Consider the following 21,931-nt stretch of genomic DNA (forward strand, 5'->3'; position numbering starts at 1 on the left):
CTGGCACGTCACCGATCTTCGGCAGGCGAAGCCTCCCACGCTCGGTGATGGAGAACCGGGCGTTCTTGGTGAAGCGGATCGCCTGCCGATGGTCCTTCTTCGACCGGAACCGCGGCAGAGCAGCCTTCGGCCCCTTCCGCTTGCCCGTGACCGAGTCCAGGAAGTTCCGGTACGCCTTGTTCAGGTCGGCGAGCGCCTGCTGTAACACCACGGCGGACACCTCGCCCAGCCAGGAACGCTCCGGTGTCTTCTTCGCGTCGGTGATGACCCGCGTGGACAACTCGCCATCGGAGATGTACGGCAAGCCGTGCTCCCGGGCGTCCTGCCGTGCCCGCAGCCCGTCGTTGTACACGACCCGCGCGCAACCGAACGCCCGTGCCAGCGCGGCACGCTGACCCGGCGTCGGGTGGAGGCGGAAGTTGTACCTGAGCTGCACGCCATGATTTTACCGATGGTGCATGGCCGATTACAGCGAGGCGTCGGAACCGGCAGGCGCTGCGTGTTCGTCCTGCACGCCCACTTGGTTTTCCTGAACAAGTTCCGACGCCGGGTATCGCGCCGCCGCCCACTGGCGGGGGAGGGCACGGCCCTCCCCCGTGGGCGACGAGCGAACGGCCTCAGAGGAAATCGGTCAGACGGCCGATGACGCCGGATTCGAGCACAATCAGCGCGCCGATCGCGACGAACACGATTGGGACGAGCCAGTGCCCGAATCGTTCGGCGAACTCGATGATCTTTTTGTGTGAGCCCAGCCAGGACGCCGCCGCGCACCAGACGGCGACCAGGACGGCGAACACGGCGATGGTGAGCAGGCTGGCCGCCGGACCGATGGAGCGGAACAGGGGCGTGTAGACGGAGACGTTGTCCGCGCCGTTGGCGACGGTGACGCCCGCGACGGAGAGGACTCCGGTGGCCACCGCGGGCGCGGGGCCGTCGTCCCCGCCGGACGAACGCGCCGCCGCGACCAGGCCGCGTACGCCGAGGGCGAGCGGGACCAGGCCGAGCAGGCCCACCCATTGATCCGGTACGACGGCGAGGCCGAGGGCGGCGACGCCCGACACGGCGACGAGCGCCGCGATCCCGGCGTACTGCCCCGTCACGATCTGCCAGGGACGGGGCCGGCCCCGGGCGCGGGCCGAAAGGAACAGCACGGTCAGGATGACCACGTCATCGATGTTGGTGCCCGCGAACACCGCGAAGGCGGTTCCGAGCGTGGCCGGAACGCCGCTCACACCCGAGGCCGCCCGATCAGCGACCCCTTGAACCGAGAGGGCCTCCAGACGAGGAGAACCGCCCCCGCCAGTCCGGCGACGGCGGCGACGACACTGGTGATCAGGATGAGGTCCCCCGAGCCTCTCGGCGGTTCGCTCACGGGTTTCGCGGAGGACGCGAGCGCGGGAGCGGGTGAGTAGATCCGGTCGACGAACGCCTTCGCGTCCGCCTGAGAGTTGCCGGAGGACGTGACGCCCTCCTTCTTCAAACCGTCCATCGCCGGCTCCAGGGCCGACTTCAGCGCGGAGTCGGCCCCGACGACAATCCTCCGCTCGGGAAGCAGGTCACGGAGCCCGTCCGAAGCCGTGTAACCCTGGGCGGCGACGCCGTCGGACACGATGGCGGCTTCCGCATCCCGCTTGATCAGCGACTCCGTCAGCTCGCTGTCCGGGACGCGGATCAGGTGTGATTCGGGATAGAGCTCGCGGATACGCTTCTCCACGTCCTTGCTGAAGGTTTTGCGGACGAGAATGTTCTTGGGAATGTCCCCTTCTCCGCCCCGCACGAGCAGGACGTCCCGCGTGCTGGAGGGAAAATCGCCCACGGGGGTCAGGCCTGCGGCATTCATGTCGTCGTAGGCGGCGGGGTCGTAGCCGATCAGCACGGAGGGAGCGCCCTGCACCTGGGCGTCCGGCTGATACCCCGCGCGGCGGAGCGCCTCCTTGACGACCTCCGTCACGTACGGCTGCGCCGCCGCGTCCCTCACGAGGACGACCTTCTGCGGCGGCGGCAAAGGGAGAGCCTGCTGTGCCGGGGCGTCGTCGCCGGGCAGAAGAAGCCGCAGGGTGGCTGCACTGGCGAAGGCGACGGCGAACACCAGGACGCCGACGGTGCACGCCAGCCGATGCCGCCGGGCCCAGGTGCCGAACTGCCACCACTGCTGCCTGGACAGGCCTTTCAGGAGGCGTCGCACGGTCTTCGGTGTGCTGTTGGCCCTCAGCAGGGCCCGGCACTTTCCCTTCCACATCGACTGCTCGTCCGGCTGGAAGGCCGCCGAGACCAGCCGCTCGTACAGGTGGTCGCGGTCGTCCTGCTGATCGATCACATGGTGGAAGCAGGTGTACGTGAAGAGGGCGTCTGCCAGGGCCTCTCTGTCGGACGGGGTCCACACGACCGCCAGGAGCGCGTCCAGGGCCGGCCCGGTGTCCTTCCTTGAGGCGCCGGCGAGCTTGCGGGCGAGAACGGCGACCGTGGGGCCCTGGTGAGCTGCCTCCACCACCTCGGGGGCTCTGCTCACAGCGGGCGCGGGTGTGGGTTTGGGGGCTGGTCGCGTGGGAGGTGACGGGGAGGCCGACTGGTGGAGGAGATCGAAGACCCGGGGGCGGTCGCCGTCGTTGAACGACAGGGGTTCGGTCCGTCCCGCGAGCCATCCGATCAGGTCGGGGTAGTCCACGTCACGGTTGCGCAGAATGCGGTGGTACTTCGCCGAGTACTCGTCTTGGGGAATGTCCGCGCCCTGGCCCCACTGGACGGCCTGGACACCCTCTGGGGCGTAGCGGGCGAAGGAGAGCTTGATCCGGTGTTTCGTCGTGCTGCTGGTCCAGGTCGCCGCGCTGAACCTGGTCCGCAGGCCGTACGGCAGCAGCGCCATGACCGTGTCGACGAAGCGCAACCGCTGGGCCATCGGGACGCCGTCCGCGCCGACGAGGCAGACCTGCTGCCCGGAGGCCAGCAGCGCGGCGGCGGCCAGCGCGTCCGGCCCCGGCATGACGGCGCGCGGGTCGAGCGCCGGCACGGCCACGGTCAGCGGCGGCTCCGGGGTCGGCGGGAGCGCGTCGAACGCCGCGTACAGCGCCTGGTACGACACCGGGTGGTCCTGGAGCTGGTGGTACGGCACGAAGAACCACCGGGTGTAGGCGACCTTCCGGCCCGTGAAGTCACGGTTGTCGGACCAGGTGTGGATCGCCAGGACCACGTTGTGGGACTGCTCGCCGGTGTCCTTGTCTTCGAGCCCCGCAGGGACGATCGTCACCTGGGGCAGCTCGGAGGGGGTGCCGGCGGCGTACCTCGCCCTGAGCTTGTCGAAGACGTGGGCGAGCCGTTCGGCGCTCCATCTCAGCAGGCCGTACTCGTCGTAGCTGCCGTGCTCCTTGCCTTCGAGCGCCCACTCGAAGCCGATTCTCCGCGCGCCGTCCCCGTTCACCGCGGGGTCTCCTTGTCGGCGGCGAGCCGCCGCCCGAGCCACAGCATGGGCTCGACCACGTTGATCGGGTGGATCGGCCCGCGGATGCGCAGGTCGTCGTCCTCGGGCAGCAGGTTCTGGTAGTCGTGCCAGTCGAACGCCCTCGTCTGCGGATGGACGTAGAAGCCGATCGACGAGGTGACGAAGAACCGCACCCGGTCGGGGTGGAAGTAGCGGCCGAGCGCGTTGAGGACCATGTCGGCGTTGCCGTTGGCCGACAGGTCGCACAACTGCCGGAACAGGTCCTGGGCGTCGTCGTCGGACACGCGGGGGAAGCCGTACGGGTCGTCGGGCTCCGGAGCGAGCAGGTGCATCTTCTCGGCCGTCTCCAGCACGCGCGGGTCGTCGAACTTCGTGACGCACACGGCGACGTGGTGCGGGAGCCGGCCGCCGGTGAGCCGGCCGAGGTCGCGCATCCGCTCGGTGAGCCGCTTGAGCGGCGGATGGAGATGGTCGAAGGCGTCGCCGCGCTCGAACTCGCGGATCGGGTCGAAGAGGAAGACGATGCCACGGCTCTTCACCAGGTCGTTCAGCATCCGCTCACGCAGGTCGTCCAGCACGTCCGGGCCGTAGTCGAGCCGCCGGGGACCGGCGCTGAAGAGGCCGCCCGGCGCGTCGATCATGCCGATGCCGACCTCGAACGGCTCCGGTCTGCCCGCCTTGCGCCACCACCGCCGCCTGTGCCGCTCGCCGGGGCCGTACAGCGTCCAGTGGTAGTGCTCCAAGCCCTGGCTCGCCTCGGGGAACACCTTGCCGGAGGACAGCGCGTTCGTCCGCTCGATCAGGAACTCCGACGACGCGGGGTCCGAGCCGACGATCCTCCAGTCGTCGTCCCTGCGCATCAGGGCGATGTCCAGGGCGGCCAGCAGCGTCGTCTTGCCGCTGCCCGGCGCGCCCCACATGGCGATGTCGTGGGCGGGCCGCCCCGGCTTCGGATCGGGCTGCATGCCGGTGTTCACTCCGTCTCGTCGAGCAGGGGAAACGGGACGTGGACGGCGGCGGGCGCGGCGAGCCCGAGGCCGGCGGCCAGTCCCTGGAGGTCGAGGGCGTCGAGGTGGGCCAGCGCCTGGGCGCCGAGATGACGCCAGATCCGGTGCGCCCGGCCGTCCTCGGGCTGGTCGCAGATCGCGCCGAACGCGAACCCGGGGAGCTGCTCCAGGTGCGCGAGCAGCGACTGCCAGTCGTGCCGCTGCGGGCAGGGCAGGACGCCGGAGCGGTCCGCCCGCATCGGATGCGGGCGGCGGTCGCCGATGGTGAGCAGCACGTGCCGGCTTGGCGGCGACTTGCTCCGGCTGAGCCGGGCCGCCACCGTCGCCAGCATGTCCTCCACCTGCGCGGCGTGCGGGTGGTACGGGTAACCCTGGGTGACGGCCCCCCGTTCCTCCAGGGTGTCCAGCCCTTTCAGGGCCGCCTCCGCCGACGCCTGCCAGGCGACGACCTCGACGGGCCGGTCCCGTACGGACCGGTCGAAGGAGTGCGCGCCGTACGAGACGAGGGAGACGCGCGGCGCCTCCGCGGGCTCGCCGGACAGGAAGGCGATCATCTGGCGGGCGCGGCCCAGCCGCTCCTCGACCTTGACGTCCGGTCCGCACACCTCGACCGCGCAGATCAGATGGGCCGGGCCGGTCCTGGGCGGCAGCCGGTCCGGCACGTCGGCGAGGAGATCGTCCCAGGTCCGCCGATCGGCGGTGAGGCCGGGCAGCCCCGCGAACCGCACCCTGCCCGGCCGCACCAGCTCGGCGGTGACGACGTACGGCCCGGGGTCGACCCTGGCGCTGTGCACGGAGAGCAGCCGCGGCTCGCGGCCCTGCCGGGTGACGACGGCGAGGGCCGTGCCGTGCTCGCCGCCCGGCGCGCAGCGGACGGTGAGCTCCGTCCGGGTCCCGGCGCGGGAGCCGACCGGGAACAGCAGCTTGCCCGCCAGCTCCAGCCGTCCGCCGGCCCCGGCGGGCCGCATCACCACGAGGTCGTACGACCGGCACAGCGGGTCGCCGACGAGGACGTCCCTGACCAGCCCGGTGATCGGCGCGGTGGTGGAGAACACCTGTGCCGTGCGCGCCTCGCGCAGCCACTCCAGTGCCTGTAAGGCCGTCGCGCTCTCGGGGGACGAACTCACGACGACGACCTCCGAACCGGGCGTGGGCAGACCGGCGGCGCGCAGCAGGGCCTGCCGGGCGTCCTCGCCCCAGCCGTGCTCCGCCGTCAGCGTGATCCACGGCAGCACCCACTGGCGGCCGAGCGCGGTGCCGTGCTCGTCCCGGTGGATCTCGAAGGTCGTCATGCCGTCGGCGGCGACCTCCACGACGACGAGCCTGCCGGTGGCAGTGAGTCCCGCGACGGCCCGGGCGAGGGCCTTGCCGAGCAGGTCCTCGTCGGGCTCCGGCACGGCGTCCCGCGTCATGCCTCGTGCCCCGTCCTCGACCCCGAACCCCGCCCCGTCCGTGTCCCCGTCCCTGTCCCCGCGCTTGTCCCCGTCCCCGGTGTCATCCCCAGTGCCGTCCCCGGCGAGAAGTTCTCGAATGCGCCCACCTTCTGTGATGACATCACGGTAAATTCCCGCGATATCGCGAAACGTGACATAGGAGAACTACGATAGCGGTGTGGCGCGCGTCACGCGATGTTTCCGTGTGTACGGCACAGGCCAGAACTCCAATCTCCCGGGAGAAACATGAGGGACTTTCTGATTGCGTTGTCCGGAGCGAGATCGGAGGTCCTGGAACGTTGCCCGACCGAGAAACCCAAGTTCGAGGGCATCGGGGGCGCCGTCCTCACGACGGGCGTCCTCGCCACGATCTCGATGACGTTCGCCCTGAGCAGCGCGCTCGGGCTCAACGTCGTCGTCTCCCTCCTCGCCGGGCTGGTGTGGGGCCTGATGATCCTGAGCCTCGACCGCTGGCTGGTCAGCACGATGAGGGCGGACGCTCCGCGCCGCTGGCCGCTGGCCGTCCCCCGAATCCTCATGGCGCTCCTTCTCGGTTTCGTCATCTCCACACCATTGGTCCTGCAGATCTTCAAGTCCGAAATCGACGCGCAGATCGTCGAGATCAAGCAGCGGCGGGCGGACGTATTCGTCGCGCAGCAGCAACAGGGCGTGACCGGTAAGACCATCGGCCAGCTCCGCCAGGAGGTCGCGAACCTGGAGAAGGTGGTCTCCTCCGGTGGCGACGTCCCCGTCGCCACCGACCAGGACCCGCAGATCGTCGCGCTCACCGCCGAACGGGACAGCGAGCGGAAGCTCGCCGACCAGCACTACACCGAGTGGCAGTGCCAGCTCTACGGAGGGCCGTCCTGCCCGAAGAAGGGCGACGGCCCGCTCGCCCGGGACAGCAAGCGCGCGTACGACAAGAACAAGCGCCGCATCGACCTGCTGAACGGGCAGATCGAGAAGCGCAAGAAGGAGCTGACCGACAGCGGCCAGGAGGCCAAGCAGGTCCGCCTCACCAGCGCGCAGGAGGCGTTGCCGAAGGCGCGGGCGCAGCTCGACGCGGCCCAGAGGCGGCAGGGGGACCTACAGCAGTCCTTCGACGCGGAGAACCTCACCACCAACGGGCTGCTCATCAGGATGCAGGCGCTCAACGAGATCACCGGCAAGGACATGAGCCTCAGCATGACCCGGCTGCTGCTCTTCCTGCTCTTCCTGCTCATCGAGTGCCTGCCGGTCGCGGTGAAGCTGATGCAGCGGCCCGGCAACTACGAGAAGGTGCTCGCGCTCGCCGAGCAGCACGAGTTCCGCGCCGCGCGGGGCAGCTTCACCGCCGGGGCGATGACCCGGCCGCCGACCGCGGGGCCCGCCAACGGCGCCACGGACATCTGGGGCATCTGGTCCCCCCGTACAGGGGACACCGGGCCGCTCCCGTCGGTTCCCACACCTCGTCCCGACGACCCGTCGCGAGGGCCGACGGGAACCCGCGCCGAGCACGTCGCCGACGGCTACGGCTCGGTCGAGGACCAGGAACTGCGCCGCATGCCGGACACCCGCACCCTCCGGTTGTCGCGGCCAGCCCCGGAGCGCTCCGGCGGGGTCGAACTGCTCCCCGATGACGACTGACTCCGCCGGCATGACGGTCGGCGGCCCGGCGCGGCCCGGGCAGGTCGTCGTGGGCCGGTACGAACTGCGGTCCCTGCTGGGCCGGGGCGGCATGGGCGCGGTGTGGCTCGCCTGGGACAAGGCGCTGGAGCGCCTGGTCGCCATGAAGGAGATCCCCCTGTGGCCGTACGGCGAGCGGGCCGAGGTCCAGCGGGCGAGGGCGCTCCGGGAGGCGCGGTCCCTCGCCCAGGTCGCGCACCCCTCGGTCGTCGTGGTGCACGACGTCTTCGAGGCGGACGGCAGGCCGTGGATCGTCATGGCCCACGTCGAGGGCGTCAGTCTGGATGACCAGATCAAGGAGGGCGTGCTGGCCGAGAGGACGGCCGCGTCCGTCGCCCGCGACGTGCTGGGCGGCCTGACCGCCGCGCACGCCGTCGGCGTGGTGCACCGGGACGTCAAGCCCGCCAACATCCTGATCAGCCGGGCCGGGAGGGTCGTCCTGGTCGACTTCGGCATCGCCCAGATCTCCGGGACGAGCGGCCTCACGGCCCGGAGCCGCCTGCTCGGCACCCCCGAGTTCATGGCGCCGGAACGGATCAAGGGAGAGGCGGCGAGCGCGGCGTCCGACCTGTGGTCGCTCGGCGTCACCCTCTTCTGGGCCGTCGAGGGCCGCTCGCCCTTCCGCCGGGGCAACGAGCACGCGACCATGCTGGCCGTCATCAGCGACGACCCGGAGCCGACACGGCCCGGGCCGCTGTCCCGCGTGGTGACCGGGCTACTGGAGAAGGATCCCGCCCGGCGCATGACAGCGGAGAACGCCGACGCCATCCTGCGAACGATCCTCAACGGCCCGACGCCCCGGACTGCTCCGGCCCCCGGTCGTGGGGCGACAGCCGAGCCGCCGCGGAAACCCCCGGCGTCGGCGCCCGCGCGGGATGCGAAGCGCGAGGATGCGGGCGTACGGTCGCCCGAGCGGAGCGCGGGGCGTGAGCGTGTGGACACGCCGTCGCCGGAGCCGGCCAGGGCTCCCGGCCGTACTCATGGAGGCAGGCCGGGCGGTGCTCCCTGTGGCGGGCCGCCAGAACGCGGCCACGCTGGAGGTCTCCGCGGCGGCTCGCCGTCCGTGACACCGCCGGGGGTGTCCCAGGGCGCGCCGACGGTGGAGACGATCCGGCGGGTGTCACCGGCAGAGGGAGCGCGTCTGTTGCTCGCGCAGCCGCGGCAGGTGGCCGCGTCGCTGCTCGACGCCCTGGACCCGGCGGTCGCGGGCGGGCTGCTGGACGCCATGGCGGGCGAGCCGTCGGCGGCGGCGACGGTGCTGGCCCTGATGGGGACGGCGAGAGCGGGACGGGCCGTCGACCACATGGCCGCCGCTGGGGCCGCCGCGGTGCTGCGCGCGATGCCCACGGGCCGGGGCACCCTGGTCATGGCGGGGGTCGCGGACCGGAGCGCCGCCGCGATCCTCACCGCGCTCGGTCCCACCACGACCGCGGTCCGGCTGGTCGAGTCGATGACGACACGGCGGGCGTGGCGGGTCCTCGACAACGTGCCCCCGGCCGTCATCGCGGCGCTGCTGCGGGCGACCGCCGACGGCCGCGCCGACCGTCTCCTCTCGGGCCTCAGCCCCGCCGTCCGGCGGCAGATCACCGAGTGACGACCCACGGGACGCGGCACATTGGACATGACTCCGTCGCCTCTGGTTGGCTCCTGTGTCATGAGACGGCTGGGCGGGTGGAAAGCCGCCGTACCGGTGGTCGCCGTCCTGGCGTGCGCCGCCTGCGGGGCCGGTGCGGGCGGGGGCGTGCCCGGTCCGGGCGGACCTCCCGCGACGCACTCGGCCCAGACCACGCCCTCGGCCCGGGCCTCGGCGCCCGCGCACGGCGAGGCGGCCGTACGGAAGGCGCTGCGCAAGCTGGAGGCCTCCTTCCGGGGCCGCATCGGCGCGTACGCGATCGACACGGCGACCGGGAGCACGATCGGCTACCGGGAGGGCGAGCGGTTCCCGCTGGCGTCCACCTTCAAGGCGTTCGCCGCCGGGGCGGTGCTGGCCGGCACCACCGAAGCCGAGCTGACCCGGCAGGTGGTCCACTGGACGGCCGATGAGCTGAAGCCGTACTCGCCGGATACGGGCAAGCACGTGGACGACGGGATGACGCTCGCCGCGCTGTGCCAGGCGGCGGTCGTCCACAGCGACAACACCGCCGGCGACCTGCTGCTGAAGCGGGTCGGCGGGCCCAAGGGCCTGACCCGTTACTTCCGTTCGCTCGGCGACGCGGTCTCCCGTCTCGACCGCTGGGAGCCCGAGTTGAACGTGTGGTCGCCCAAGGAGAGGCGCGACACCACGACGCCCCTTGCGATCGCCCGCGACCTGCGCGCGCTCACCGCCGGCGGCGCGCTCGACGCGGCGGACCGGTCCCGGCTCGTCGGGTGGCTGCGCGGCGCCACGACCGGCGGCAAGCGCATCCGCGCCGGGCTGCCCCCGAAGTGGATCGTGGGCGACAAGACCGGCACCGGCGGCACGTACGGCACCGCCAACGACATCGCCGTCGTCTGGCCGGCCGAGGACGCGGCTCCGATCATCCTGGCGATCTACACCAACCGCCTCGACGCCGGCGGCTCGGCGGACGACGAGGTCGTGGCGCGGACCGCCGCCGTCCTCGTGCGCGGCCTCGGCCTGCTGTCGTAGCACCGCGTCGGCGAATCCCTTTACGCGCTTATAACCTTGTCCTTATCGATTCGGGGGACGGGGAAGATCGAGTGGGGATGATCCGGTGAACGCCACGGGGAAGATGCTGCGTCTGGCCGCCATGGGAGCGGCGGCGGGCGTGCTGGTCGCGGGGATCGCGCTGCCGGCGGTCGGCGGCGCGGGGGTCGGCCTGGTGTCGGCCGTCAAGGACGTCGGCCTCGAACCACGTGACCTTCCCGAGCCTCCGCTCGCGCAGGTCTCGGTGGTCCAGGACGTCAAGGGCCACGAGATCGCGCGGTTCTACGAGCAGTACCGCGAGGTCGTCCCGCTCGGCGAGATGGCCGACGTCATGAAGACGGCCATCATCTCGATCGAGGACTACCGCTACTACGAGCACGGCCCGATCGACATCGAGGGCACGCTCCGCGCGCTGGCCAGGAACATGCAGGCGGGCGGGGTGGCCCAGGGGGGCTCCTCGATCACCCAGCAGTACGTCAAGCAGGTGCTGCTGAACTCGGCCGACACCGAGGCGGAGAAGAACAAGGCCCTGGAGGCCAGCTACGCCCGCAAGCTCAACGAGCTGCGCTACGCGATGGGCGTGGAGAAGAAGTACTCCAAGGACGAGATCCTGGAGAAGTACCTGAACATCGCCTACTTCGGCGCGGGCGCGTACGGCGTCGAGGCGGCGGCGAAGCGGTTCTTCGGGGTCGACGCGAGCGAGCTGACGCTGCCGCAGGCGGCGACGCTGGCGGGCGCGGTGCAGGACCCGAACGCCACCGACCCCAACCTCGGCAAGACCCACCGCGACCGGCTGCTGAAGCGGCGCAACGTCGTGCTCGACCGGATGGCCGAGCTGGGCAAGATCACCGAAGCCGAGGCGACCAAGGCGAAGGCCACCAAGATCGGGTACAAGGGGACGAAGCTGCCCGGCGGCTGCGAGTCCAGCAAATATCCGTACTTCTGCGTCTATGTGCGCAACGAGATCCTCAACAACTCCGACTTCGGCAAGACGGCCAAGGACCGGGTGCGGTTCCTCAACCGGGGCGGCCTGACCATCAGGACCACGATCGACCCCTCGATGCAGGCGGCGGCGGACGCGGCGATCCGGAAGTGGGTCGACCCGTCCGACAACCCGGTGGCCGCCGAGGCGCTGGTGCAGCCCGGCACCGGGGCCATCCGGGCGATGGCCGCGAGCCGGCCGTACGGGACACGCAAGATCAGGCACGAGATGTCCTTCAACCTGGTCGCGGACGCGGCGCACGGCGGCGGCATCGGCTTTCAGGCGGGTTCGACCTTCAAGACGTTCACCCTGCTCACCGTGTTGAAGCAGGGCATGAAGGTCAACGACGGGTTCAGCGCGGGCGCCGGCTACACCGCACCGTCCTCAATGGCGTTCAAGAGCTGTGACGGCACGAACGTGGGCGAGACCGGCTTCACGGTCACCAACGACGAGGGGTCGCCCGGCTGGCTGACCCTGCAGACCGGCACCTGGCACTCGGTCAACACGTTCTTCATGGAGCTGGAGCGGCGGGCCGGGCTCTGCGAGGTGGTCAAGACGGCCAAGTCGCTGGGCATCCACCGCTCCGACGGCGGCGCGCTCCAGGAGTTCGAGACGTTCACCCTCGGTATCAACGAGATGGACCCGGTGACGGTCGCGAACGCCTACGCCGCGATCGGGGCGCGCGGGAAGTACTGCGCGCCGATGGCGATCAGCCGGATCACCGACAGCTCCGGAAAGACGACGGACTACCGGCCCAAGTGCCGTCAGGTCTTCGCCCCCGAGGTGGCGGACGCGGCGGCGTACGTGCTGTCCGGCGTCCTGACCAAGGGCACGATGGCGGCGGTCGGCGGCATCGGCCGCGACGCGGCCGGCAAGACCGGCACCAACGACAACTCCTCCTCCGCCTGGTTCGCCGGGTTCACCCCCGACCTGGCCGGCGCGGTCAGCCTCGGCGACCCGCGCGGCACGTCGAAGTACAAGCTGAACGGCGTGACGATCGGCGGCCGTTACTACGGCGAGGTGTTCGGCGCCAGCGTCCCCGGCCCCATCTGGAAGGACACGATGCTCAAGGCGCTGAGCGGCACGCCGGAGACGAAGTTCACCCCGCTCGACCCCTCGTTCGGCGGGTGCGGCCAGAGCTGTCGTCCGGTGGCGCCGCCGCGCGACGACACCCCGGTGGAGATCAGGCTGGACTGACAAGCCCCGCTCCCTCGCCGCCGCACCGGGTGTTGGCGATAGGCATCGTGGCGAGCTATAAAGCGATATCGCCATATTTCTGGAGATCGCGGCAGCCGCAGTCGAATGAGTTGACCATTACGGCATTTGGTGCGGAATAGGTGACTATGTCTGGTCAAATGTCGGAAGGCGCGGCTGCGACGCCACTTGTCGGCCGTGAGGCGGAGCTCCGCCGGCTGACCGGCATGATCGACCGGGTCGGCGACGAGGGCGGCGGCCTGGTCGTGAGAGGCGAGGCGGGCATGGGGAAGTCCGCCCTGCTCGCGGCCGCGGCCGCGATCGCCGCCGAGCGCGGGCTCAGGGTCCTCACCGCGGTCGGCGTGCAGTCGGAGGCGCTCCTGCCGTACGCGGGTCTGCACCAGCTTCTGCACCCGCTCCAGGCGTACGACGACCGGCTGCCGGGCCCGCAGCGGGAACGCCTGCGGGCGGCGTTCGGGATGACGGACACGACCGTGCCCGACCTGTACCTGGTCGCGCTGGCGACGCTGAACCTGCTGGCCGAGGTCGCCACCCGCGCCCCCACGCTGCTCGTCGTGGACGACGCGCACTGGCTCGACCAGGCCAGCGCCCAGGTGCTCGCTTTCGTGGCGCGTCGCCTGGAGTCCGAACCGGTGCTGCTGCTCGCCGGGATCCGCGAGGGTTTCGCCTCCGCCCTGGACGACATGGGGTTGCCAGCCGTGGCGCTGGAAGGTCTGCCGGAGGCGGCCGCCGGGAGCCTGCTGGACCTGGTCGCCCCCGGACTGGCGCCGGGGACGCGGCAGCGCGTGCTGCGGGAGGCGGCCGGCAATCCCCTGGCGCTGACGGAGCTGCCGCGCGCCTGGCGTGAGCTGGACGGGGACGCCATGCTCCGCACGTCGTGGCCGCCGCTGACCGTGCGCCTGGAGAAGGCCTTCGGCTCGCGGGTGGCGGAGCTTCCCCCCGCCACGCGTGCGCTGCTGCTCGTCGCCGCGGTCAACGACGGCAGCGCGCTCTCCGAGACGCTGTCGGCGGCCGCGCGCCTGGGTCACGGCGCCGGAGACCAGGACCTCGCCCCGGCCGTCGCCGCGCGGCTGGTCACGGCGAGCCAGGGGCGGATCGACTTCCGGCACCCCCTCATGCGCTCGGCCGTCTACCAGGCGGCGAGCCTGCCGCAGCGTCACGCGGCCCACGCCGCGATCGCGGACGTGCTGGCCGAGAGCTCCGGCGGGCTCCCGGGCGACCTGGCCGACCGCGAGACCTGGCATCGGGCCGCGGCCGGCTCCGGGCCCGACGACGGCGTCGCGGCCGCCCTCGACGCGATCGCCGCCCGCGCCCAGCAGCGCGGAGTGGCGACGCTGGCCGTCAGCGCGCTCGAACAGGCGGCCAGGCTCAGCCACGATCCCCGCGAACGCGCGGAGCGGTTGCTGCGGGCCGCGGACGTCTCCGTCGAGCTCGGCGACCACGACGTCGTCGCCCGCCTGCTGCGCCAGACCGAATCGCTCGACCTGTCTCCCCAGCAGCGCACGCGCGTGCTCTGGATCAGGGGCGCCTTCGACGACGGGACGGGCGACCACGCGGTCGGGCCGCTCGCCCTGGCCGACCTCGCCGAGACGGTGGCCGCCGAGGGAGACCACGAACGGGCGCTGCGCATTCTGTGGAGCGCGGCGCTGCGGTGCTTCTGGGTGGAGCCGGGACCGGAGGCGCGGCGGCGCGTCGTCGCCGCGGCCGAGAAGCTGGCCGTCGACCGCCGGCATCCGCAGCTGCTCGCGATCCTCGCCTACGCTGCCCCGATCGATCGCGGCAGCGTGGTCATCGACGGGCTGCGCCAGGTGACGTCCCAGCCGGTCGTCGACCCGCAGGCGGCCCGGCTCCTGGGCACGGCCGCCGTCCTGGTGGGAGCCCTGGACCTGGCCGAAAGGCTCTCCGCGGCCGCCCTGACCGGCCTGCGGTCCCACGGGCGGCTGCAGTTGCTGGCCCGCGCGCTGAGCGCCCGGGCGTGGAGCGCGGTCCTCCTGGTCAACCTGGATGTGGCGATTCCGGCGGTGCACGAGGCGGCGCGGCTGGCCCAGGAGACCGGCCAGCCGCTCATGTACGGCACGGCCCTGTCCACGCAGGCGCTGCTGGCCGCCCTCCGCGGCGAGCGGGACCACGCCCTCGCCCTGGCGACGGAAGCCGAGAGACTGAGCCTGACCACGGGCGTGCGCCCGGTCCTGGCGACCGTGCAGACGGCGCGCGGGATGGTGGCTCTGGGCGAGGGGAGGTTCGCCGAGGCCTACGACCATCTGGCCCGCATGCACGATCCGGCCGATCCGAGCCACCACATCGCGCTCCGCTGCTACGTCCTCGGCATGCTCGCCGACGCGGCCGCGCACAGCGGCAACGTCGGGGAGGGGCGCGTCATCCTGGCGGAGATGGAGGCGGTGGCGCGCAGGACGCCGTCACCCGCGCTGCGGGCCGGGCTGCGCCTGGCCAGACCGCTGCTGGCCGGCGACTCGCAGGCGGAGGCGCTCTTCGAGGAGGCGCTCGCGTCCGACGCCGAGCGCTGGCCGTTCGCCCGGGCCCAGACGCAACTCGCCTACGGCGAATGGCTGCGACGCCGGCGCCGCGTCTCCCCGGCCAGGCCGCTCCTGCGCGCCGCGCGGGAGACCTTCGACGCGCTGGGCGCCGTCCCCTGGAGCGAGCGGGCCCGCCGGCAGCTTCGCGCGTCGGGGGAGAGGAGCGAGCAGCGGTCGATCGGGGTCCGGGACAAGCTCACCGCGCAGGAACTCCAGATCGTCCAGCTGGTCGCCGAGGGCATGACGAACCGGGAGATCGGCGAACGGCTCTACGTGTCGCACCGCACCATCGGCGCCCACCTGTACCGGATCTTCCCCAAGCTGGGCATCACCTCCCGCGCCGAGCTGGCGCGATCGCCGATGATCGGTGACGCGCGGTGACGCAGTCACCTGACTGACGCGCGGCCGTCCGCTCCGTTCGTAGGTTCGCTCTCGGCGGCACGCTCGGCCTGTCGACGACGACCGGTCCGTCCCCGCGCTCGCCGTGGTCCGCGCGCCGATTCCCCATCCGCGTGTCCGGCCCGCCGCTGATCCCCCAGCCACCTGCGGAGAGAAGACCACATGCGCCGCACCATCCTTTCCAGCGTCCTCCTGCTCGCCTCGCTGGCCGCCACCGCGGCCGTGCCGGCGGCCGGCGCGGCCGCCGGACCCCGGGTCCCCGCCGGCTTCACGGAGCGCACCGCGCACGTGAACGGCATCACCGTCAACTACGTGCGCGGCGGGCACGGGCCGACGCTCGTGCTGCTGCACGGCTATCCCGAGTCCTGGTACGAGTGGCGCGGGATCATGCCCGCCCTGGCCGAGCACTACACGGTCATCGCGCCCGACCTGCGCGGCGCCGGCGGCTCCAGCGCTCCGCGCGGCGGCTACGACAAGAAGACGATGGCCGCCGACCTGCACGGCCTGCTCACCCGGCTGGGCCTGGACCACGACATCAACCTGGTCGGCCACGACATCGGGACCATGGTCGCCTACTCGTACGCGGCCCGGCACCCGGACCGGGTCGCCAAGCTCGTGCTCAGCGAGGCGCCCATCCCCGACAGCAGGCTCTACACCTTCCCCTCCCTGACCCCCCAGGGGCCGGGGTTCTGGAACTTCGGCTTCTTCACCGTCCGCAACGGCCTGCCCGAGCAGATCATCGAGGGCCGTGAGGCCCTGTGGATCAAGCGGTTCATCGGCCTGCTCGCCGTCCACAAGGACCGCGCGGCGGAGGCGGGAGCCGTCCGCGAGTACGCCGGGCACCTGAGCGACGACCGCAGGCTGCGGGCGAGCTTCGAGTGGTTCCGCGCCCTGGACCGGGACGTCGCCGACAACAGGAAGCTCGCGAAGCACAAGCTGCCCATGCCCGTCCTGGCGCTGGGCGCCGACCACAGTCTCGGCAGGTTCGTCCCCGACCAGGTGCGCGAGTACGCCGAGAACGTGCAGGGGAAGGTCGTCGCCGACTCCGGCCACTGGATCTTCGAGGAGCACCCGGCGGAGATGACCCGCGTCCTGCTGAAGTTCCTCCGCACGCCCTGAGCCACCGCATCACCGCCACTTTTTTGAACGGAGCTGGATCATGTCCTTTCGGCGCGTCTTACTCGTCGTCCTCGGAGCCGTCGCCCTGCCGTTCTCCTCCACGACACCGAACGCGGTGGCGGGGGTCACGGCGGCGACCACGAACGTCAAGCCGACCGTCGTTCTCGTCCACGGCGCGTTCGCCGACGCGTCGGGGTGGAACGGCGTCGTCGCCCGCCTCCAGGCGGCCGGCTACGCCGTCCTCGCCGTCGCCAACCCGCTGCGCGACCTCGCCGGAGACTCCGCCTACGTCTCCAGCGTCCTCGCGAGCGTCCCGGGCCCGGTCGTGCTGGTCGGCCACTCGTACGGCGGTGCGGTGATCACCAATGCCGCCGCGGGCAACTCCAACGTCAAGGCGCTCGTCTACGTCGCGGGCTTCGCCCCCGACAGCGGTGAGACGTCGCTGGAGCTGAGCGACCGGTTCCCCGGCAGCACACTGCCCACCGCGCTCGTCCCCCGTCCCTACCCGGGCGGCGTCGACGGCTACATCGACCCGGCGAAGTTCCGCGCGGTCTTCGCCGCCGACCTGCCCGAGTCCACCACCCGGCTGATGGCCGCCACCCAGCGGCCCGTGTCGGTGGGCGCCCTGTCGGGGCCCAGCGGCGCACCGGCCTGGCGCAGCATCCCCTCCTGGTATCTCGTCGCGGGCTCCGACAAGGCCATCCCGCCCGCCGCCCAGAGGTTCATGGCCAAGCGCGCCAAGTCGGCGGTCCTGGAACTGCCGGGCGCCTCCCACGCCGTCATGGTCTCCCAGCCTGCCGCGACCGCCGCCTTCATCGTCGCCGCCGCCCGGGCCGCGGTCCGATAAGGAACGTCAGGTCGCCCTGCCGAGGCGGGGCGGGCAGTCGGTGGCGAGGTCGGCGAGCGCGTCGGCGGTGTCGAGCACGCGGAACAGCCGGGTCAGGTTCGTCCAGCGGAGGATCCGCAGCACCGGGCCTCCGGGTGCGATCAGCGCCAGGTCGCCCTCCCGGCCGCGCAGGTGGTGCGCCAGGCGCACCAGCAGCCCGACCCCGGTGGTGTCGATGAACCGCACCTCGCTCAGATCGAGGGCGAGCCACGGGCCCCTGGCCTCGATCAGGCCGCGCAGGGGCTCGTGGAGATGCCGCACCGCGTGGAGATCCAACTCTCCGCGCATGCCCAGCACCCACCATCGGGTGGGGGCTGGGCTCGGTGCCGTCCACGTCTCCACGGTGGCTCCCTTCGCTCTTCTCGACGCCGGGGACCACTGACGGAGCCATGGGGGGCCGTGGGGGAGGTCCGGGCGACCTGACGAAGCGCTTCGACGGCGGCACGGCGAACGCGTCCCGCCTTCCAGAGGTAGGGCTCAGTTGAACATTGCACTAGTTCAGCCCTACTCAGAGTAACAATTCCTACCCGCTGCGTCGATCGAGTGGAAGAAATTCACCACCGCGGTGTGGTGTTGTCTCCTGCTGCCGCGGCCGGGTCCGTACATATGCTTAACCCGTTATGGTGCGATTGAGAATATTGGGGCGAATCACGGCGGAGGTCGACGGCCGCCGCGCGGACCTCGGGACGTCGCTCCAGCGCGCCGTGCTCGCCCGGCTCGTCTGCGCGCACGGCCACGTGGTGTCGACCGACCGGTTCGTGGACGACCTGTGGAAGGGCCAGCCGCCGCCGCGGGCGCTGGGGGCGTTGCAGGTCTACGTCTCCAACCTGCGCCGCGTGCTGGAGCCGGGCCGCGCGCCCCGCGCCGCCGCCCGCGTGCTGGTGACCGCTCCGCCCGGCTACCGCCTCGCGCTGGAGCCGGACGACGTGGACGCCTGGCGCTTCCCCCGGCTGGTCGAGGCCGCCTCCGGCCTTCTCGCCGAGGGCGCGCCCGCCCGGGCGCTCGACCTCGTCAACGAGGCCCTGGCGCTGTGGACCGGCCCGGCGTACGCCGAGTTCGGCGACGAGGAGTGGGCCGCCCCCGAGGTGAACCACCTGGACGAACTGCGGGTGGTCGCGGCCGAGTACCGCGCCGAGGCGGCGCTCGCGCTGGGCCGCCACGCCGAGATCGTCCCCGAGCTGGAGCGCCACCTCACCGAGCATCCCCTGCGCGAGAACGCCGTACGGCTGCTCGCGCTGGCCTACTACCGGGGCGGACGGCAGGGGGAGGCGCTCGCGGCCCTGCGCCGCACCCGCGCCCTGCTCGCCGACCAGCTCGGCGTCGACCCCGGGCCCGCGCTGCGCACGCTGGAAGCGGACATCCTCGCCCAGGCCGAGTCGCTCGACCCGGCCCCCGTGATCGGCCCGCCCGTACGGGAGCCGCGGGCCGAGCCCGCCCCCGCCGCCTTCCGGATGGTCGGCCGTACGGCGGAGCTGTCCCGGCTGGTCTCCGCGGCCGGGCAGGCGCGGGACGGCTTCCGCATCGCCTGGCTCGGCGGCGAGGCGGGCTCGGGCAAGAGCACGCTCGCCGACGCGCTGGTGCGGCGGTTGTCGGGGGACGGCTGGCAGACCGTGGTCGGCCGCTGTCCGGAGACGACCGGCGGCGTGCCGCCCGCGTGGGCCTGGAGCGAGGTGCTGCGCGACCTTTCCGCCACCCGCCCGCCGGAGCCCGGGACGGCGGCCAGGCTCGCGCCGCTGCTGACCGACGACGCCGCGCCCGTGGGCCAGTTCTGGCTGGCGCGGGCGGCCGGCGACTACCTGGAGGGCGTGCCCGGACCGCTGCTGATCGTGCTGGAGGACGTGCACCGCGCCGACGAGGAGACCCTCCAGCTGCTGCGTCATCTCGCCGGCCGCCTGGCCCGCACACCGGTCCTCGTCCTGCTGACGCACCGGCCGGCGGAGGCGGGCGACGACCTCACGGCCACCGCCGCCGCGCTCGCCGTCCAGGCCGTGGAGAACATCACCCTGGGTGGCCTCGGCGAGGCGGAGGTGGCGCGTCTGCTCACCGAGCGCTCCGGCGCGGAGGTGGACGAGACGCTGGTCCGCACGGTCACCGAGCGGACCGGCGGCAACCCCCTGTTCGTGGCCGAGACGGCCCGGCTGCTCGCGGTGGACGGCCCGGCCGCGGCCCACGCGCTGCCGCCGGGCGTCCGCGACCTGATCCGCCGCCGCCTCGCCCGGCTGCCCGCCACGGCGCAGACGACGCTCCGCACCGCCGCCGTCCTCGGCCGGGAGGCCGACGCGGACGTGCTCGTCGCGATGCCGGGGGCCGACGAGGAGACCGTGCTCGACGGCCTGGAGGCGGGCGTGCTGTCCGGCCTGCTGGAGGAGCCGCGCCCCGGCCACGTCCGCTTCGCCCATGTGCTCGTCCGCGAGACGTTGTACGAGGACATCCCCCGGCTGCGCCGTACGCGGATCCACGGCAGGGTCCTCACGGCGCTGGAACACGTGCGGCCCGGCGACGTGGGGGCGCTCGGGCACCACGCGCTCGCCGCCGCGACCACCGCGACCGCCCTCACGGCGGCCGGGTACGCGGCGCGCGCCGCCCGCCAGGCCTGGTCGGTCTACCACGCGTACGGCGAGGCGGCGACGCTGCTGCAGGGCGCCCTGGACGCGCTCGACCTGCTGACCGAGGGGACCGGCGAGCCGCCCCGGGACGTCCGGCTCGACCTGCTGTGCGACCTGGTGTCCGCCCAGGCGCACGCGGGCGACGTGATCACCGCGCTCCGGAACCGGGAGAGGGCCCTCACGCTGGCCGAGGAGATGCGCGACCGGGCGGCGATCGCCCGCGCGGTCACGTCGTTCGACGCGCCGGTCATCTGGACCATCCAGCCCGACCGCGTGTACGACCCCCGCCTCGTCGGGGCGATCGAGGGCTCGATGCCGGCGGAGGCGGGGGAGCTGCGCTGCCGCATGCTCGTCGCCCTCTGCCACGCGCTCGAAGGGCACGACGCGGAGCGCGTCGAGACGGCGAGCGCCGAGGCGCTGGAGATCGCGGACGCCCTCGGCGACCCCCGGCTGCGCTGCATGGCGCTCAACGCCCGCTACTGGGCCTGCCTCGCGCCGGGCCGGAGGGCGGAGCTGGAGACGCTCGGCCACGACCTGCTGGCCGCGTCCGCCGCCGCGGGACTGCTCGGCTACCAGACGCTCGGCCACTTCGCGCTGCTCATGGTCGCGCTCGGCCGCAACGACTGGGCGTCGGCGCGCGAGCACGCCGACCGTGGCGCCGCGCTGTCGACGACCGGCCAGCTCGGCCTGGCCCTCGGCATCCTCGCCTTCCTCGACGCCCTGCGCCTGCTGGTGACAGGAGACCTGGAGCGGGCCGACCGCGCGTACGGCGAGCTCGGCGAACGGCTGGCCCGCACCGGCGACGCGAACGGCGCGATGGTGGGGATGGTCGGCCGCTTCGTCGTCGCGCTGGCGGCCGGGCGCCTCGCCGGGATGGTGGAGGAACTCACCGTCCTCTGGGAGCGCCTGCGTGAGGACAGCATGGAGATGTACACCCGCGCGCTCGTCGGCGCCGGTCGTCTCGACGAGGCCCGCGCCGTGTGGCTGCCCGGGCACCGGCCCCGGCGCGACTACTACTGGCTGCTGCTGATGTCGATGCGGTCGGACAACGCGGCGGCGCTGGGCGACCGGGAGGTGGCCGCCGAGTGCTACGAGCTGCTGCTGCCGTACGACGGCGAGCTGGCCGGCCTGCACTCGGGATCGGTCACGGCCGGGCCGGTGGCCCACACGCTGGGCGACCTCGCCGTGTTCCTGGGCCGGCCCGGCGACGCGGACGCCCACTACCGGCGGGCCGCCGAGGTGGCCCGGCAGGCCGGCTCCCCGCACTGGGAGGAGGCCGCCCGCCGGGCGCTCACACCGCGCCGAACACGAGACGCTCGCGGCGACGGTGGCCCGGACGCAGCAGCGCCAGCATGACGACCAGGACGGGCCCGGCCAGCCTGCGCAGCTCGGCCAGCTCCTCCGGCCGCGCGTGCCGCTCGATGCGGGGCAGCTCGAACCGCGGGTCGCCGCCCTTGCGGACGTGCTTCTCCAGCTCCTCCCAGTCCTTCGCCGTGACGTGCCGCATGATGACCGGGAAGAGCTGCCGCTCCTCCTCCGCGATGTGCTCGTCCAGCAGGTCGGCCAGGCGGCGCATCGGCTTGGCCAGCTCGGCGGGGTCGCCCGCGACGGACTGGATCTCCGCCAGCAGCGGATCGAGCTCGGAGTGGTCCTCGCTCAGCTCGCTCAGGTCCACCTCGGCGCCCGCCGACCGGACCAGCAGGGGCCACAGGTGGTCGTCCTCCGCCTTGTGGTGGTGATGGATGCCCTGGCACAGCTTGACCACGTAGTTCTTGATCGCGGCGGCGCGCTCGGGGCCGCACGGCTGCCGGCCCGCGGCGATCTCGCCGGTGGCGTCGGCGAGGCGCCGGGAGTCGGCTCGCATCGCGCGGTGGGTGATGCGGAAGCCCAGCAGGTTGGGGGCGGGGAGGTTGGCGGGGTGCGGGGCGGGGGCGTCGGACATCGCGCGATGCCTTTCGTGAGCGGGGTGGTCTGGCACGCTCACTGTGCGCTCCGGCGCTTGGGG

15 protein-coding genes are annotated in these 21,931 nt (G+C 72.7%); 8 read left to right on the plus strand and 7 right to left on the minus strand.

Annotated features, from left to right (window positions below; all coding sequences use genetic code 11):
• The 5 genes from Mam01_RS29875 to Mam01_RS29895 all read right to left on the minus strand — a co-directional run.
• On the minus strand, positions 1–436 hold a 436-nt coding region (locus tag Mam01_RS29875), incomplete at its 3' end, for an RNA-guided endonuclease InsQ/TnpB family protein (protein ID WP_204288550.1).
• 181 nt (positions 437–617) lie between these two features.
• Positions 618–1,232, minus strand: a complete 615-nt coding sequence (locus Mam01_RS29880) for a cadmium resistance transporter (protein WP_204288551.1) — start codon at positions 1,230–1,232, stop codon at positions 618–620.
• On the minus strand, positions 1,229–3,415 hold the full coding sequence (locus Mam01_RS29885; RefSeq protein WP_204288552.1) for a hypothetical protein: 2,187 nt from the start codon (positions 3,413–3,415) through the stop codon (positions 1,229–1,231). The genes Mam01_RS29880 and Mam01_RS29885 overlap by 4 nt, the downstream gene beginning before the upstream one ends.
• Positions 3,412–4,401 carry a DEAD/DEAH box helicase family protein gene (locus Mam01_RS29890; protein ID WP_204288553.1) on the minus strand — a complete coding sequence of 330 codons (990 nt, stop codon included), beginning with the start codon at positions 4,399–4,401 and terminating at the stop codon, positions 3,412–3,414. The genes Mam01_RS29885 and Mam01_RS29890 overlap by 4 nt, the downstream gene beginning before the upstream one ends.
• 8 nt (positions 4,402–4,409) lie before the next feature.
• Positions 4,410–5,855, minus strand: a complete 1,446-nt coding sequence (locus Mam01_RS29895; protein WP_204288554.1) for a hypothetical protein — start codon at positions 5,853–5,855, stop codon at positions 4,410–4,412.
• Positions 5,856–6,122: 267 nt separating this feature from the next.
• Here Mam01_RS29895 and Mam01_RS29900 point away from each other — a divergent pair, with 267 nt between their 5' ends.
• From Mam01_RS29900 to Mam01_RS29930, 7 genes are all read left to right on the plus strand, one after another.
• Positions 6,123–7,502, plus strand: coding sequence for a DUF4407 domain-containing protein (locus Mam01_RS29900; protein WP_204288555.1), 1,380 nt, complete (start codon positions 6,123–6,125; stop codon positions 7,500–7,502).
• On the plus strand, positions 7,492–9,135 hold the full coding sequence (locus Mam01_RS37445; RefSeq protein ID WP_204288556.1) for a serine/threonine-protein kinase: 1,644 nt from the start codon (positions 7,492–7,494) through the stop codon (positions 9,133–9,135). Before Mam01_RS29900 ends, Mam01_RS37445 begins: the two co-directional genes overlap by 11 nt.
• A gap of 60 nt (positions 9,136–9,195) precedes the next feature.
• A complete protein-coding gene (bla, locus tag Mam01_RS29910; protein ID WP_204288557.1) occupies positions 9,196–10,167 on the plus strand; it encodes a class A beta-lactamase in 972 nt (323 codons plus the stop codon).
• A gap of 85 nt (positions 10,168–10,252) precedes the next feature.
• Entirely contained in the window at positions 10,253–12,364 is a 2,112-nt protein-coding gene (locus Mam01_RS29915; RefSeq protein ID WP_307820160.1) for a transglycosylase domain-containing protein, read from the plus strand.
• Positions 12,365–12,522: 158 nt separating this feature from the next.
• Positions 12,523–15,297: a helix-turn-helix transcriptional regulator gene (locus Mam01_RS29920; protein ID WP_204288558.1), complete on the plus strand. Its 2,775-nt coding sequence runs from the start codon at positions 12,523–12,525 to the stop codon at positions 15,295–15,297.
• A gap of 180 nt (positions 15,298–15,477) precedes the next feature.
• Positions 15,478–16,434, plus strand: a complete 957-nt coding sequence (locus Mam01_RS29925) for an alpha/beta fold hydrolase (protein WP_204288559.1) — start codon at positions 15,478–15,480, stop codon at positions 16,432–16,434.
• Positions 16,435–16,474: 40 nt separating this feature from the next.
• Positions 16,475–17,281, plus strand: a complete 807-nt coding sequence (locus tag Mam01_RS29930) for an alpha/beta fold hydrolase (RefSeq protein ID WP_204288560.1) — start codon at positions 16,475–16,477, stop codon at positions 17,279–17,281.
• Between the two features lie 6 nt (positions 17,282–17,287).
• Here the strand turns inward: Mam01_RS29930 and Mam01_RS29935 are convergent, their stop codons facing one another.
• Positions 17,288–17,662 (minus strand): STAS domain-containing protein, encoded by a 375-nt coding sequence (locus Mam01_RS29935; protein ID WP_204288561.1) that lies wholly within the window; start codon positions 17,660–17,662, stop codon positions 17,288–17,290.
• 296 nt (positions 17,663–17,958) lie between these two features.
• On the opposite strand from Mam01_RS29935, the gene Mam01_RS29940 reads away from it, so the two are divergent.
• Complete coding sequence (locus Mam01_RS29940; protein WP_239101732.1) at positions 17,959–21,282, plus strand: ATP-binding protein; 3,324 nt, start codon at positions 17,959–17,961, stop codon at positions 21,280–21,282.
• Here the strand turns inward: Mam01_RS29940 and Mam01_RS29945 are convergent.
• A complete protein-coding gene (locus tag Mam01_RS29945; protein WP_204288563.1) occupies positions 21,218–21,868 on the minus strand; it encodes a hemerythrin domain-containing protein in 651 nt (216 codons plus the stop codon). The genes Mam01_RS29940 and Mam01_RS29945 overlap by 65 nt on opposite strands.
• Between the last annotated feature and the right edge of the window lie 63 nt (positions 21,869–21,931).

This window comes from Microbispora amethystogenes (genome assembly GCF_016863015.1).
In the GTDB taxonomy this organism is placed as follows: Bacteria; Actinomycetota; Actinomycetes; order Streptosporangiales; family Streptosporangiaceae; genus Microbispora; species Microbispora amethystogenes.